Source organism: Paraburkholderia ultramafica (genome assembly GCF_902859915.1).
Lineage (GTDB): Bacteria > Pseudomonadota > Gammaproteobacteria > Burkholderiales > Burkholderiaceae > Paraburkholderia > Paraburkholderia ultramafica.
Genome location: NZ_CADIKK010000014.1, coordinates 135,300 through 150,185 on the forward strand (window position 1 = coordinate 135,300; position 14,886 = coordinate 150,185).

General features: G+C 63.7%; 14 protein-coding genes. 7 read left to right on the forward strand and 7 right to left on the reverse strand.

What is annotated here, in order from left to right:
* Nucleotides 1–143 precede the first annotated feature (143 nt).
* Genes HV744_RS16680 through HV744_RS16695 form a run of 4 tightly spaced genes read right to left on the reverse strand, consistent with a single transcriptional unit; the run spans nucleotide 144 to nucleotide 2,433 of the window.
* Nucleotides 144–665, reverse strand: coding sequence for an RDD family protein (locus HV744_RS16680; RefSeq protein ID WP_175150577.1), 522 nt, complete (start codon nucleotides 663–665; stop codon nucleotides 144–146).
* 13 nt (nucleotides 666–678) lie between these two features.
* On the reverse strand, nucleotides 679–1,428 hold the full coding sequence (locus HV744_RS16685; RefSeq protein ID WP_175150578.1) for a DUF3106 domain-containing protein: 750 nt from the start codon (nucleotides 1,426–1,428) through the stop codon (nucleotides 679–681).
* A 16-nt stretch (nucleotides 1,429–1,444) separates the two neighbouring features.
* Nucleotides 1,445–1,873 (reverse strand): DUF3619 family protein, encoded by a 429-nt coding sequence (locus HV744_RS16690; RefSeq protein ID WP_175150579.1) that lies wholly within the window; start codon nucleotides 1,871–1,873, stop codon nucleotides 1,445–1,447.
* A complete protein-coding gene (locus HV744_RS16695; protein ID WP_011487480.1) occupies nucleotides 1,870–2,433 on the reverse strand; it encodes an RNA polymerase sigma factor in 564 nt (187 codons plus the stop codon). The genes HV744_RS16690 and HV744_RS16695 overlap by 4 nt, the downstream gene beginning before the upstream one ends.
* Before the next feature lie 364 nt (nucleotides 2,434–2,797).
* Between HV744_RS16695 and HV744_RS16700 the strand changes: the two genes are divergently transcribed.
* The 6 genes from HV744_RS16700 (at nucleotide 2,798) to HV744_RS16725 (ending at nucleotide 9,911) form a co-directional block, all read left to right on the forward strand.
* On the forward strand, nucleotides 2,798–4,561 hold the full coding sequence (locus HV744_RS16700) for an acetolactate synthase 3 catalytic subunit (protein ID WP_175150580.1): 1,764 nt from the start codon (nucleotides 2,798–2,800) through the stop codon (nucleotides 4,559–4,561).
* Nucleotides 4,562–4,673: 112 nt separating this feature from the next.
* Nucleotides 4,674–5,165, forward strand: a complete 492-nt coding sequence (ilvN, locus tag HV744_RS16705) for an acetolactate synthase small subunit (RefSeq protein WP_175150581.1) — start codon at nucleotides 4,674–4,676, stop codon at nucleotides 5,163–5,165.
* A 141-nt stretch (nucleotides 5,166–5,306) separates the two neighbouring features.
* A complete protein-coding gene (gene ilvC, locus HV744_RS16710; protein WP_175150582.1) occupies nucleotides 5,307–6,323 on the forward strand; it encodes a ketol-acid reductoisomerase in 1,017 nt (338 codons plus the stop codon).
* 142 nt (nucleotides 6,324–6,465) lie between these two features.
* A complete protein-coding gene (locus tag HV744_RS16715) occupies nucleotides 6,466–7,104 on the forward strand; it encodes a phosphatidylserine decarboxylase (RefSeq protein ID WP_175150583.1) in 639 nt (212 codons plus the stop codon).
* A gap of 23 nt (nucleotides 7,105–7,127) precedes the next feature.
* Nucleotides 7,128–7,997: a CDP-diacylglycerol--serine O-phosphatidyltransferase gene (gene pssA / locus HV744_RS16720; RefSeq protein ID WP_175150584.1), complete on the forward strand. Its 870-nt coding sequence runs from the start codon at nucleotides 7,128–7,130 to the stop codon at nucleotides 7,995–7,997.
* Nucleotides 7,998–8,363: 366 nt separating this feature from the next.
* Nucleotides 8,364–9,911 carry a 2-isopropylmalate synthase gene (locus HV744_RS16725; RefSeq protein ID WP_175150585.1) on the forward strand — a complete coding sequence of 516 codons (1,548 nt, stop codon included), beginning with the start codon at nucleotides 8,364–8,366 and terminating at the stop codon, nucleotides 9,909–9,911.
* A 154-nt stretch (nucleotides 9,912–10,065) separates the two neighbouring features.
* Here the strand turns inward: HV744_RS16725 and HV744_RS16730 are convergent, their stop codons facing one another.
* From HV744_RS16730 to HV744_RS16740, 3 genes are all read right to left on the reverse strand, one after another.
* Nucleotides 10,066–11,646: a SulP family inorganic anion transporter gene (locus tag HV744_RS16730; protein ID WP_175150586.1), complete on the reverse strand. Its 1,581-nt coding sequence runs from the start codon at nucleotides 11,644–11,646 to the stop codon at nucleotides 10,066–10,068.
* 124 nt (nucleotides 11,647–11,770) lie between these two features.
* Nucleotides 11,771–12,406: a carbonic anhydrase gene (locus tag HV744_RS16735; protein WP_175150587.1), complete on the reverse strand. Its 636-nt coding sequence runs from the start codon at nucleotides 12,404–12,406 to the stop codon at nucleotides 11,771–11,773.
* A 228-nt stretch (nucleotides 12,407–12,634) separates the two neighbouring features.
* Nucleotides 12,635–13,186, reverse strand: coding sequence for a hypothetical protein (locus HV744_RS16740; protein WP_175150588.1), 552 nt, complete (start codon nucleotides 13,184–13,186; stop codon nucleotides 12,635–12,637).
* Between the two features lie 189 nt (nucleotides 13,187–13,375).
* Between HV744_RS16740 and HV744_RS16745 the strand changes: the two genes are divergently transcribed.
* Nucleotides 13,376–14,707, forward strand: a complete 1,332-nt coding sequence (locus tag HV744_RS16745; RefSeq protein WP_425497745.1) for a branched-chain amino acid ABC transporter substrate-binding protein — start codon at nucleotides 13,376–13,378, stop codon at nucleotides 14,705–14,707.
* Nucleotides 14,708–14,886 lie beyond the last annotated feature (179 nt).

The following is a 14,886-nucleotide window of genomic DNA, read 5'->3' on the forward strand; positions in this document are numbered from 1 at the left end:
TGCGGGGGGGTTGTGACGCGGATGATACGGCGCAGGGCGCGGTCGACGTGAACCTTGCGGCAGGGGTGGCCGCACGAACGGCGAATTCATGGACTGCCAGGCATGCCGGCCGGGCACGGCCGCCCGGCACAAGCACGCCCTCTTCAGCGCGCAACCCCAATCACGCGCGTACCCGCGAGCCGGTCGTGCAGGAACTGACGTTGCGGGTCGAGGCGGCCGGTCGCGGCCCACAGCAGGAACCAGATGCCGGCGATCACCAGCGTCTGCGGCAAGCGAAGTCCCAGCAGCGGATGCAGCGCGAGCGGCGGCAGGAACCACAGCCACGCGAGCACGTAACGGGCGATTGCCCGGCCGGTGGAAAGCGGCGAGCCGTCGGCGGCGACGACCCGCAGGCGCCAGGTTTTCATCGGCAGGGTTTGGCCGCTGTGAGTCCAGAACCAGACGAAGTACAGACCGACCACGAGACCGATCCATGCGGCAAGCATATTGTGGTGAGTCAAGCCGTTGCGTTGCTGCGTCAGCGTGCTGAACAGATAGCCGGCGACGAAGACCACGCCGAACAGGATCAGCGCTTCGTAGAGCAGCGCCGCGAGGCGGCGTCGAACGGTGGGGGCGATGCCGGGTGCAGCGGCGGGCAGTGTCGAGGTCGTGAGCGGCTGGGACACAGTGTGACCGGGCTCAGGAGCCGTTGAAGATCGACGGCGCTTCGGCCGGCGACACCGGCACCGGCGTGGCGGGCACGAAACTGCCCGCAGCCGGAATGGCCGGCGGCGCTGCCGGGCCCGGCAGCGCCGCGGCGCTCGCCGCCGCTACACCGCTTGCGCCGTGCTCACGCGCATTGACGATACGCTCAAGACCCTTGATTTCGTTGCGGGCCGAGGGCGGCGCGCTGACGACGCTCGGGCGCCGCTTGCGCTCGCTGGCGGCAAGCCGTTCCTTCTGCTCCTCGGGCAACTGCTGATATGCCTTCCACGCGTTCTGACGAGCCTCGCGCGGCAATTCCTTCGATACCTGGTAGTTCTCGCGGGCGACGCGCCGCTGATCGGGCGTCATGCGCACCCATTCGCTCATCCGGTCATGCAGGCGCTTTTGCGCGTCGGGCGACATTTTGGGGTAGCGCAACGCGATCTTGATCCATTTGCGTTTGCGTTCGTCGCTGAACGAATCCCACTGGGCTTCGAACGGCGCGAGCGCGAGATGCTCGGCCGAAGTCAGGCGCGACCAGGCCAGCGGGCTGTTGCTGCCGGGCAGGCCGGGCAATTCGACGGCGAGCGTCGGGGCGGGCGGCTTGGCTGTGGCGTTGCCGCCGGCCGAAGGCGCGCCAGCGGGCGACGGGCTCGGGTAAAAGCGCGGATACGTCGCTGCGAACGACACCAGGGCCGCGATCGTGCATCCGAAAACAACGGCCAGGCCGCGCTTGTAACTCACCCGAAAAATCTCCCGCTCAGTGGGCGCGTGAAAGGTACGCGTTGAAACCGTGGTCGAGATAGGCATTGAGCGGCAGGTCGTCGCTAAGCATGGCGGCATCGATATCGGCGAGTTCGGCGGTGCGCTGCTGGTCTTCCCAGTAGGCAATGCCGATGAGGCTCACGACCAGCGCGGCGAGCGGCCACGCGAGCGCAAAGCGGCGCAGCGGCGAACGGCGGCGCTGCGGGATCTCGACTTGCCGGAAACCGTCCGGCATACCGGCGCCGGCGAGAGCGGGCACGAACACCGGTGCGCTCACGGTTTCGGGCTTCTTGCGGGCGAGCGCGGCACGGCGCGCCGCGGCGAGTCGATCGACGGTGGCGGGCGGAATGCTGGCGGCGTTTTCGTCGAGCGCGCGGCGCACCTGGCGCGCGAACTCGAGTTCTTTAGTTTCGAGGGAGCTCATAGCGTGATTCCTTTAGCCTTGAGCGCTTGCGCCAGCGTGTGGGTGGCCCGCGAGCAGTGCGTTTTCACACTACCTTCGGAACAGCCCATCGCGGCGGCAGTCTCGGCGACATCCATATCTTCCCAATAACGCATGAGAAACGCCTCCCGTTGACGTGCCGGCAACTTTTGGATCTCGTCGTCGATTAACTGCAAGACCTGTTCGCGTTCGAGCTTCTGTTCGTTGCTCTCGGCGCCGGCCGAGCCTTGCTGGGCCTCGAAGGTTTCCAGCGGATCAAATTCGTCGTCGTCCGCGTTGCCGAGCGACGAGAACAGGCTAACCCAGGTATTGCGTACTTTGGCACGACGGAAATAGTCGTGCATCGCATTCTGCAGAATACGCTGAAACAGCAGCGGCAATTCGGCGGCCGGACGGTCGCCATATTTTTCGGCGAGCTTGATCATCGCGTCCTGCACGATATCGAGCGAGGCGTCGTCGTCCCGCACGGCGTAGACCGTCTGCTTGAATGCGCGCCTTTCGACGCCCGCCAGAAAATCGGCGAGTTCCTTGTCTGATGCCATCCGTTTGGGGGTCGGCGCAGCGAGCGTGCGCGTAATCGGTCGAAAAATGTCGTAAAGCCCGCGGATGCTAACAAACTTTTGCGCCGCCTGGGGCGAAACGTGGTGCACCTTGCATCTGCATAACAGGATTCAGGTCGATTCCGGTCACTATCGAGATTCGGGGGCAGGGCGCCAGGGCAATAATTGCTTGACCGCGCGCGAATCTGCGGATATCGTCGCTGGTTCGCAACATAAGTGACTTGTCTCAATTGAGGTGTGGCCCAAGAAGCTCACCTGTCAACTGGACGCGCCGCTTGAACCCGAGCCACAAGCCCGGCAGAGAGCACCCGATCAATTTTTTGCCGAAAATTCGAAAGGTGAATAAATGAATATGCCCAGCGCGGAATTCTCCACGTCGGATACGACCCCCCCTCACGAAGCTGACTCTATCGGCGCCACCGTGCTCATGAAGGCACTGGCCGACGAAGACGTCGAGTTCATCTGGGGCTATCCCGGCGGCTCGGTACTCTACATTTACGACGAGCTGTACAAGCAGGACAAATTCCAGCACGTCCTCGTGCGTCACGAACAGGCCGCGGTCCACGCCGCCGACGCCTATGCGCGTTCCACCGGCAAGGTCGGTGTGTGTCTCGTGACCTCCGGCCCCGGTGTCACCAATGCGGTGACCGGCATCGCCACCGCGTACATGGATTCGATTCCGATGGTCGTGATCAGCGGCCAGGTGCCGACTGCCGCGATCGGCCAGGATGCGTTCCAGGAGTGCGATACGGTCGGCATCACGCGTCCCTGCGTGAAGCACAACTTCCTCGTGAAGGACGTGCGGGATCTCGCCGCCACCGTCAAGAAAGCGTTCTATATTGCCCGTACCGGCCGGCCCGGCCCGGTGCTGATCGACATTCCGAAAGACGTGTCGAAGGCGCCCTGTAACTACGAGCCGATCAAGAGCATTTCGCTGCGCTCGTACAACCCGGTCACGAAAGGCCACTCGGGGCAGATCCGCAAGGCGGTCTCACTGCTGCTGTCGGCCAGGCGCCCGTACATCTACACCGGCGGCGGCGTCATTCTCGCGGACGCATCGCGTGAATTGAACCAGTTCGCCGATCTGCTCGGCTACCCGGTCACCAACACGTTGATGGGGCTGGGCGGCTACCGCGCGAGCGACAAGAAATTCCTCGGCATGCTCGGCATGCACGGCACGTACGAAGCCAACATGGCGATGCAGCACTGCGACGTGCTGATTGCGATCGGCGCGCGCTTCGACGACCGCGTGATCGGCGACCCGACGCACTTCTCGTCGCGTCCGCGCAAGATCATCCATATCGACATCGATCCTTCTTCCATTTCCAAGCGCGTCAAGGTCGACATTCCGATTGTCGGCGACGTGAAGGAAGTACTGAAAGAACTGATCGAGCAGTTGCAGACGGCCGAGCATGGCCCGGACACCGCGGCGCTTGCCGACTGGTGGAAGGACATCGAAGCCTGGCGCGCGAAAGACTGCCTGAAGTTCGACCGCAAGAGCGACATCATCAAGCCGCAGTACGTGGTGGAGAAGGCGTGGGAGCTGACCGACGGCAATGCCTTCGTGTGTTCCGACGTCGGCCAGCACCAGATGTGGGCGGCGCAGTTCTATCGCTTCAACAAGCCGCGCCGCTGGATCAACTCCGGTGGTCTCGGCACGATGGGCTTCGGTCTGCCGGCGGCGATGGGCGTGAAGATGGCGCACCCGGACGACGACGTGCTCTGTATTACGGGCGAAGGCTCGATCCAGATGTGCATCCAGGAGTTGTCGACCTGCAAGCAGTACGACACGCCCGTGAAGATCATTTCGCTGAACAACCGCTATCTGGGCATGGTGCGCCAGTGGCAGCAGATCGAATACAGCAAGCGCTATTCGCATTCGTATATGGATGCGCTGCCGGATTTCGTGAAGCTCGCCGAAGCGTACGGCCACGTCGGCATGCGTATCGAACGCACGGCCGACGTCGAGCCGGCGCTCAAGGAAGCGCTGCGCCTGAAAGATCGCACGGTGTTTCTCGATTTCCAGACCGATCCGACCGAAAACGTCTGGCCGATGGTTCAGGCCGGCAAGGGCATCACCGAGATGCTCATGGGTTCGGAAGATCTATAACGAGGGCCCGGCCGCCGGCTTCGTCATGCGCGCCTTCAAAAAAGGCGCGGGCGGACGAAGCGGCGCCGAACCGCTCGACAGACATCGACAAAACATCTGGAAGAAGCGAATCATGAGACACATCATTTCCGTCCTGCTGGAAAACGAACCGGGCGCGTTATCACGCGTGGTTGGTCTCTTCTCCGCACGCGGCTACAACATTGAAACCTTGACGGTGGCTCCGACCGAAGACCGTTCGCTGTCGCGCATGACCATCGTCTCCATTGGCTCGGACGACGTGATCGAACAGATCACGAAGCATCTGAACCGCCTGATCGAGGTGGTGAAAGTGGTCGACCTTACCGAGGGCGCCCACATCGAGCGCGAGCTGATGTTGATCAAGGTGAGGGCAGTCGGCAAGGAACGTGAGGAGATGAAACGGATGGCGGATATTTTCCGCGGCCGCATCATCGACGTCACCGAAAAGACCTACACGATCGAACTGACGGGGGCGAGCGACAAGCTCGACGCCTTCATCGAAGGGCTCGATTCCACGGCGATTCTCGAAACGGTCCGTACGGGCAGTTCGGGCATCGGCCGCGGCGAGCGCATCCTGAAGGTCTGACGCGCGGCGCTGATGTGCCGCGACTGAACGTCTCGATCACAAGGCCGGGCGCCGCATCATGAACCCGGCCAGCAACATACCAACACACTATTCGCAGTATTTGAATTTCACTGATTCATCGAATTTAGCCAAGGAACCGACATGAAAGTTTTCTACGACAAGGACGCCGACCTCTCCCTGATCAAGGGCAAGCAAGTCACCATCATCGGCTATGGCTCGCAGGGCCATGCGCACGCGCTGAACCTGAGTGAAAGCGGCGTGAAGGTCACGGTCGGTCTGCGCAAGGGCGGCGCATCGTGGAGCAAGGCTGAGAACGCCGGCCTGCAAGTCAAGGAAGTGGCGGAAGCCGTCAAGGGCGCCGACGTCGTCATGATGCTGCTGCCGGACGAGCAGATCGCCGAAGTCTATGCGAAGGAAGTCCACGGCAACGCCAAGCAAGGCGCGGCACTGGCCTTCGCGCACGGTTTCAACGTGCACTACGGTCAAGTGATTCCGCGTGCCGACCTGGACGTCATCATGATCGCGCCGAAGGCGCCGGGCCACACGGTGCGCGGCACCTACTCGCAAGGTGGCGGCGTGCCGCACCTGATCGCGGTTGCCCAGGACAAGTCGGGCGCAGCACGTGACATCGCGCTGTCGTACGCTGCGGCGAACGGCGGCGGCCGTGCCGGCATCATCGAAACCAACTTCCGCGAAGAAACGGAAACCGACCTGTTCGGCGAACAAGCCGTGCTGTGCGGCGGTACGGTCGACCTGATCAAGGCCGGCTTCGAAACGCTGGTGGAAGCGGGCTACGCGCCGGAAATGGCGTACTTCGAGTGCCTGCACGAACTGAAGCTGATCGTCGACCTGATCTACGAAGGCGGCATCGCGAACATGAACTACTCGATCTCGAACAACGCTGAATATGGCGAGTACGTGACGGGTCCGCGTATCGTGACGGCTGAAACGAAGAAGGCGATGAAGGCCGTGCTGACCGACATCCAGACGGGCGAGTACGCAAAGAGCTTCATCATCGAAAACAAGGCTGGCGCACCGACGCTGCAATCGCGCCGCCGTCTGACGGCCGAGCACCAGATCGAACAGGTCGGTTCGAAGCTGCGCGCGATGATGCCGTGGATCGCGAAGAACAAGCTGGTCGACCAGTCGAAGAACTAAGCGCTGACCAGGCGATTTCATCGCTGAAGTCCGGTTCGGCGCGTTCGCGCGTCGGCCGGGCAAATCAAAAAGCCGTCCAGGGGTGCTGAACCCTGGGCGGCTTTTGCTATCCTACGGTTTTACAAAAACACAGAAGCCATCCATGAATTACCCTCATCCGATCATCGCGCGAGAAGGCTGGCCGTTCATCGCCATCGCGGCCGTCGTTGCATTACTGGTTCACGCCTTCGCGGGGTTCGGCATTGCATGGCTGTTCTGGCTGATCCTGATCTTCATCGTGCAGTTCTTCCGCGATCCGGCCCGCCCGATCCCGACCCAGGCGAACGCCGTGCTGTGCCCGGCCGATGGCCGCATCGTCGCAGTCGAAACCGCGCATGATCCGTACGCCAACCGTGAGGCGCTGAAGATCAGCGTGTTCATGAACGTCTTCAACGTCCACTCGCAGCGTTCGCCGGTGGATGGCGCGATCTCCAAGGTCGAATACTTCCCCGGCGCGTATCTGAATGCCGCGGTGGACAAGGCGTCGCTCGAAAACGAGCGCAATGCGGTGGTGATCGAAATGGCCGGCGGCCAGACGGTGACGTCGGTGCAGATCGCCGGTTTGATCGCGCGGCGTATTCTGTGCTACGTGCGTGCTGGTGAGCCGCTTACCCGTGGCCAGCGTTATGGATTCATCCGGTTCGGCTCGCGCGTCGACGTGTATCTGCCGGTGGGCAGCCGTCCGCGTGTGTCGATCGGCGAGAAGGTGTCCGCGTCGTCCACCATCCTCGCTGAACTATAAAGCGGCATACAGGAGGTTTCCGAATGGCCGCATTCAAACCGCGTCGACCCCGTAACAGCGGACCGCTACCGCGTCCGTTCCGCCGCAACAAGCCGATGGTGGCGGAGGCGGCGGCCGTCGACAGCCGGCGCGCGCAGCGTCAGCAGTTCCTGAGAAAGCGCGGCATTTATCTGCTGCCGAACGCCTTCACCACGGCTGCGCTGTTCTGCGGTTTCTTCGCCGTCGTGCAGGCGATGAACGTGCGCTTCGAAATTGCGGCCATCGCGATCTTCGTGGCGATGGTGCTCGACGGCATGGACGGCCGCGTCGCGCGTATGACGCATACGCAAAGCGCGTTCGGCGAGCAGTTCGACAGCCTGTCGGACATGGTGTCGTTCGGCGTCGCGCCCGCGCTCGTGATGTACGAGTGGATTCTGAAAGACCTCGGCCGCTGGGGCTGGCTCGCGGCGTTCGTCTACTGTTCGGGCGCGGCGTTGCGCCTCGCGCGCTTCAACACGAACATCGGCGTGGTCGACAAGCGCTTCTTCCAGGGCATGCCGAGCCCGGCCGCCGCGGCGCTGATCGCCGGTTTCGTGTGGCTCGCCACCGACAACCGCGTGCCGCTCAAGCTGGTCTGGCTGCCGTGGGTCGCATTCGTGCTGACCATCTACGCCGGCGTGACGATGGTGTCGAATGCGCCGTTCTACAGCGGCAAGGCGCTCGACGTGCGGCATCGCGTGCCGTTCGGCGTGATTCTGCTGGTGGTGGTCGCGTTCGTGCTGGTGTCGTCCGATCCGCCGCTGATGCTGTTCGGCCTGTTCGTGCTGTACGGTCTGTCGGGCTACGTGTTCTGGGGCTATCAGACGTTGCGGGGCAGGGCGAATCCGGCCCGTTCGGTGGCGCACGACAGGTAACGACCCAGGTCGCGCATCCTCGTAGTGACATGAAAAAACGGCACCCTTAGGGCTGCCGTTTTTCTTTTGGCGAGCTGGTTTGGCGGCGCTTCAAAGGCAGGTCTGACGCCAATTGCGTGGCGGCGGGAATGCCGCTATAGTCGTCGGATGACTGCGTCAACGTTCGCCTTTGAGTTGCTACATGGGCCTCAACAAGCCGGCGCACCGCTAGGCGCGCCAGTGCTGGCGCGGCTGCCGCGCTGAGCGTCGCCAATCGTTTTGCCCTCCGCCTGCCTCGTCTGCGGTTGAGCGTCGCCAGCGGTGGCGCAAACACCTGAATTCCAAGATCCGATCCCCACATCTGAACGACTCCCCAGGAGACCCGACATGTCCGACAAACTGATCATATTCGACACCACGTTGCGTGACGGCGAGCAATCGCCCGGCGCATCGATGACGAAGGAAGAAAAAATCCGTATCGCGAAGCAGCTCGAACGGATGAAAGTGGACGTGATCGAAGCCGGCTTCGCGGCGAGCTCGAATGGCGACTTCGATTCGATTCACACGATCGCGGGCCTGATCAAGGACAGCACGATCTGCTCGCTCGCCCGCGCGAACGACAAAGACATCCAGCGCGCGGCCGACGCGCTCAAGCCAGCCGATCATTTCCGCATCCACACGTTCATTGCGACGTCGCCGCTGCATATGGAAAAGAAGCTGCGCATGACGCCCGACCAGGTGTTCGAGCAGGCGAAGCTGGCGGTGCGTTTCGCCCGCAAGTTCACGGACGACGTCGAGTTCTCGCCGGAAGACGGCAGCCGCTCTGACATGGACTTTTTGTGCCGCGTGCTGGAAGCGGTGATCGCCGAGGGCGCGACCACCATCAACATCGCGGACACGGTCGGCTATGGCGTGCCGGAACTGTACGGCCAGCTCGTGAAGACCCTGCGCGAACGCGTTCCGAACTCGCACAAGGCAGTGTTCTCGGTGCATTGCCATAACGACCTCGGCATGGCGGTGGCGAACTCGCTCGCCGGCGTGAAGATCGGCGGCGCGCGTCAGGTCGAGTGCACGATCAACGGCCTCGGCGAGCGCGCGGGCAATACGTCGCTCGAAGAAATCGTGATGGCGGTGAAGACCCGCAAGGATTACTTCGGCCTCGAACTCGGTCTCGACACGACGCAGATCGTGCCGGCGTCGAAGCTGGTGTCGCAGATCACCGGTTTCGTCGTGCAGCCGAACAAGGCGGTGGTCGGCGCGAACGCGTTTGCACACGCGTCGGGCATTCATCAGGACGGCGTGCTGAAGGCGCGCGACACCTACGAAATCATGCGTGCCGAAGACGTGGGCTGGAGCGCGAACAAGATCGTGCTCGGCAAGTTGTCGGGCCGCAATGCGTTCAAGCAGCGTTTGCAGGAACTCGGCATCGCGCTCGACAGCGAAGCCGAACTGAACACCGCGTTCGCGCGCTTCAAGGAACTGGCCGACCGCAAGTCGGAAATCTTCGACGAGGACATCATCGCGATCGTCACCGAGGAATCCGCTGAAGCGCAGGAGAAGGAGCACTACAAGTTCCTGTCGCTGGCGCAGCATTCGGAAACCGGCGAGCAGCCGCACGCGAAGGTCGTGTTCTCGGTGGAAGGCAAGGAGATCACTGGCGAAGCGCGCGGCAACGGCCCGGTCGACGCCACGCTCAACGCGATCGAAACGGAAGTGGGCAGCGGCTCGGAACTGCTGCTGTACTCGGTCAACGCAATCACCACCGGCACGCAGGCGCAAGGTGAAGTGACCGTGCGCCTGTCGAAGAGCGGGCGCGTCGTCAACGGCGTGGGCACCGATCCGGATATCGTCGCGGCTTCCGCGAAGGCATATATCTCGGCGCTCAACAAGCTGTATTCGAATTTCGACAAGTTGAATCCGCAACGCTCGGAGTGACGCGAGCGCGGCGCGCTGATCGCGTGACCGCTTATGTCGAAGAAGCCCCGTGCCGTTGAAGGCACGGGGCTTTTGTTTTGCTGCGCCGGCATGGCTGCGCGCATGCCATGACGTTATATGCACGGCGTTTCGCGTGTTTTGGATGTCCCGCGAACTACTCCGCAGCCGGGCGCCGCACCGACCAGCCGCGTGCCGCGCGAGCCTGCGCCTGAACCTGATGCCGTACGTCGACGGCGATCTCGCGGCGCGGCGCGTCGGCGACGAATGCGTCGAGCAGTTCGCGCACGTCGTGGTCGACGAAATCGGCGCGCGTCGCGTCGACGATCACGGTCGCGCCGTCGGGAATCTGCTGCAAGTAGTGCTTGAGCGGCACTTTGCCGAGAAATGACACGTCTTTTCGAAACGACAGCAGATAGTGATCGCCATGTTGCGCGAGCACGATCGGACTGCGCAGGTTCGCGTACAGCGCGAGCAGCACGCTGCACAGAATGCCGAGCACGATGCCGATCAGCAGATCGGTCGCGAGCACGCCGAGCAGCGTGACGATAAACGGCGCGAACGGCGCGAACCCATGCCTCGCGATCGCGACGAACAACGACGGCTTGGCGAGCTTCACTCCAGTGAAGATCAGGATCGCCGCCAGGCAGGCGAGCGGAATCAGGTTGATCACGCTGGTCAGCGCAAACACGCTGACCAGCAGCAGTACACCGTGGATGATCGCCGACAGCCGGCTGTGCGCGCCCGCATGGACGTTGGCGGAGCTGCGCACGATCACCGACGTGATCGGCAGGCCGCCGATCGCACCCGCGATCAGGTTGCCCACACCCTGAGCCTTCAGTTCGCGATCTGGCGGCGCGCGGCGCCGCGCGGGATCGATCTGCTCGACGGCTTCCAGGCTCAACAGCGTTTCAAGACTCGCGACGATCGCGAGCGTGATGGCGACCCGCCAGACGTCGGGGTTGACGAGCTGTGCGAAGTGCGGCCCGAAGTCGGCCCATTCGAGCGCGACCCGCAGCGCCGCGAACGATTCCAGCGACGGCAGCGCGACCCGATGTTCGGCCGGCGGCGCGAGCGACGGCGCCAGCAGGCTCAGCAGCAACGTCGCGCCGATGCCCAGCAGCACCACCGCGAGCGGCGCCGGTACGAGGCGCACCAGCGCGAAGCGGCGCAGCGCGCGCGTTTCCCAGCCGAGCAGGATCGCGAGCGACAGCAACGTGATCAAACCGGCCGTCAGCGAGATCGAGCCGAGCGGCGTCGCCACCGTGCCGCCCGCCTGCACAGCGGCTTGCGCGCCGGACGACGCCTGCGCGCCCCCCAACCCGAGCGCAAGGGGACATTGCTTGACGATCAGCAGCACGCCGATGGCCGCGAGCATCCCCTTGATGACCGGCGACGGCACATAGGCGGCGAACCGGCCGGCTTTGAGCATGCCGAAGCCGAACTGGATCGCGCCGGACAGCAACACCGCCAGCAGGAAGGCGGGAAAGCTGCCGAGTTGCGCGATCCCGTCGACGACGATCACCACCAGACCCGCTGCGGGACCGCTGACGCTCAGGCGCGAGCCGCTCAGCACGGCCACCACCAGCCCGCCGACGATGCCCGATACCAGCCCGGCGAACGGTTCGACGCCCGATGCGTTGGCGATGCCCAGACAGAGTGGCAGCGCCACCAGAAAAACGACCGTGCCCGCAAGCAGGTCGCGCTGAAACGTGGAGAAGAAAGCTCGAAGGTTCATGGTGTCGGTGCGGTAAGGGGTGGCGGCGGAAGCACGAAGTAAGCTGGACCGGCTTCGGTTCCAGCGTCGGTTTCGCCTGTGGTTCGAACGACGCGGCGCATGTTGCGGTGTACTGCGCGGTGTACTACGCGGCGCTATGGGCGGCGGTCGTGCAGGTCATCGCGTCGTCGGCTTCGTAGCCGGATGTGAGGACCTTGATGCGCCCATCGTCGAGCGCGAAGATCCAGCCGTGCACGAGTGGTGCCGGGTTGGCTTCCTGCACGATCGGGTTCGCGCGTAGCCGGCGTACCTGTTCGAGCACGTTCAGTTCGGCGAGGCGGTCGACTCGTTCACGCACGCTCGCGTGGCCGCGCAGTTCTTCGCGATGGGTTGTCGCCAACGCGCAGAGCGCGGCGATCCGGCGATTCACATGCGGCAGCCCCGGATCCGGCGGCAGCAGTGCGGCGCGCACGCCGCCGCAGCCATAGTGCCCGCACACGATCACGTGGCCGACCTTCAGCACCCGCAACGCGTATTCGAGGACGCTCACGGAGTTGTCGTCGTCGGAATGAAAGAGGTTGGCGATGTTGCGATGGACGAACAGGTCACCGGGCTCGCAATGCGTGATCGTTTCAGCGGGCACGCGGCTATCCGAGCAGCCGATCCACAGCACATGCGGATTCTGGCCCCGCACCAGATCGCAGAAAAAGCCGGGGTTGCGCGCGGCGGTTTCATGCGCCCATGCAACGTTGGCGACCAGCAGACGTTTGGGACGGTTCATCGATAGCGGCTCCGTAAGTGGGGGAGCATCCATCCGGCGCCGGATCACGGCTGTACCCGTGCTGCTCCTGAGGAGCCGGCATCGAATTTATGCTTACGAACGCCTTTCTATCAAAAAATAAATCCGCTGTGCCCGAAATAAAATTCGCACGTATGCGCCAAAAATAAAAAAAAGCCGCCTGGGGAAGGCGGCTTCGTCGAGGCCAGCGTATCGCGTTCGAGCAAGCGCTCAGAACAACGAGCGGCGATCCGGATCGTGCAGCGGGTCAGGCGTTTTCTGCGTGAGCCGCACAATGCCCTGTTCGTCGAAATAGAAGCTGTACATCATGTACCAGACGTTGTCTTCCAGGTAGCGATAGGTCCAGACCTCGCGCTTCATCAACGGGAAGTACGACGTTTCGACCGGGCGGCCGAAATTGACCAGCACGTCGCTCTTGGTCCATTTGCCGATTTCGGCCCGATAGAACTCGTTGGGTTGCAGCACCTGGCGCACGTTGACGATCTTGCCGGCCGCGTCGATATCGGCGGCGGTGGTGGTTTCGCCCATCGGCTGGGTTGGCCACATCAGCCGCTTGCCGCCGTTCGGCAGGTCGTAGCTTTCGCGCGGCGGGCCGAGGCGCGTGATGATGGTCGATTCGTCCGCGCCTTGGCTGTAATGCTGCCAGGGCTGCACGCAGCCGGCGAGCGTTAATGCGCTCAGGCAGACGAGCGCCGCGCGCCGCAGACGTCCGGCGGCCGGCGTTCTGATCGAGGCCGCCGTGGAGTGGTGGCGGTTCAACATGGATTCCTCCGATGGCGTTTGAGTAGCGGTTTTTATCATCGAGACGCAATATTTTGACACGCGCTGCGGCAAAAGATTTGCGCGTCACGCAAGCCCGTGCGCTTAGTACGGTAACGCGTGTGCTGGCTTGCCTATTCCGTCCGGTACGTCCTATGATCCGCGCTTCGACGATTCAGGCGGGGCATGACGATGGCGATGTGGCAACGGGCGGCGGCAGCGGCGCTGGCAGCGATTTCGATGGCCGTGGCGGCTTATGCGACGGCGCAAACGGTGGCCAACCCCGCGGTGACCCCCGCAGCGAACCCGACCGTCAAGCCGGCCGGCAAACCCACCGGCGTGCCGATCCAGCTCGCGTTGATCGAAGGCATGTCCGGCCCATTCGCGAACGCGGGCGCGGCGGTGGAGCGCAATCTGCGCTTTGGCGTCGAGCAGGTGAATGCGCATGGCGGCGTGAAGCTCGCCGACGGCGCGCATCCGTTCGAGCTGGTCGTGCTGGACAGCAAGGGCAGCACCGAAGAGGCGCTCACACAACTGCGCGCGGCCGCCGACCGCCACATCGGCTACATCATGCAGGGCAACAGTTCGGCGGTCGCCGCGGCGCTGATCGGCGCGATCGACAAGCAGAACAACCGCGAACCGAACCACCGCGAGCTGTTCCTCAACTATTCCGCCGACGACCCCGCGCTGACCAACGCCAACTGCAGCTTCTGGCACTTCCGCTTCGACGCTCACGCGGGCATGCGCATGGCAGCGCTCGCCGACGTGATCCAGCGCGACAAGGCAGTGAAGAAGGTGTATCTGCTGAACCAGGATTACAGCTTCGGCCATGACGTCAGCAACCTCGCACGCTCGTCGCTGGCGGCGAAGCGCCCGGACATCGCGGTGGTCGGCGACGAGTTTCACCCGATCGGCCGCGTGAAGGATTTCGCGCCCTATATCGCGAAGATCCGCGCAAGCGGCGCGGACGCGGTGATCACGGGCAACTGGGGCAACGACCTCACGCTGCTCGTGAAGGCAGCCCGGGAGCAGGGGCTGGACACGAAGTTCTACACGTTCTACGGCAACAGCCTGGGCGCGCCGGCCGCATTGGGCGACGCCGGCGTCGGCCACGTGATCGCGGTCGCCGACTGGCATCCGAACGCGGGCGGCGCCGCTTCCGACGCGTGGTACGCCGCATTCCGGGCCCGTTTCCCGGCCGCGCAGGACGACTATCCGGTGTTGCGCATGTCCTTGATGATCGAAACCCTGGCCGCGGCGATGAACCGCGCCGGCAGCGTCGATCCGACGGTCGTCGCCCGCGCGCTGGAAGGGATCCGCTTCGACAACGGCTTTCACGCTTCATCGATGCGTGCCGACGACCATCAGCTGATCCAGCCCCTCTACGTGATGGAGATGGACAAGGCCGGCACGCCGGGCGTGCACTTCGACAACGAAGGCCCCGGCTACGGATTCCGCACGGTGCTGGCGTTGCCGCCCGAGCGCACCGTGCTGCCGGGCGTCTGCAAGATGCGGCGGCCCTGACCGTGGTCCGCGCGCGCCGGGCGGGCCGCGCGCCGGGCACGATCCGGCCTGGCACAGCGGGGTTCGCGGCCGGATTGCGCTGTGCTACAATACGCGTCCCGTTGTGAGTCAGGGCTGTAAAGCAGGGTTGTCAACCTGCCATGCACACGGGGTAATCCACGGCACGGCCTTTCTTCCGT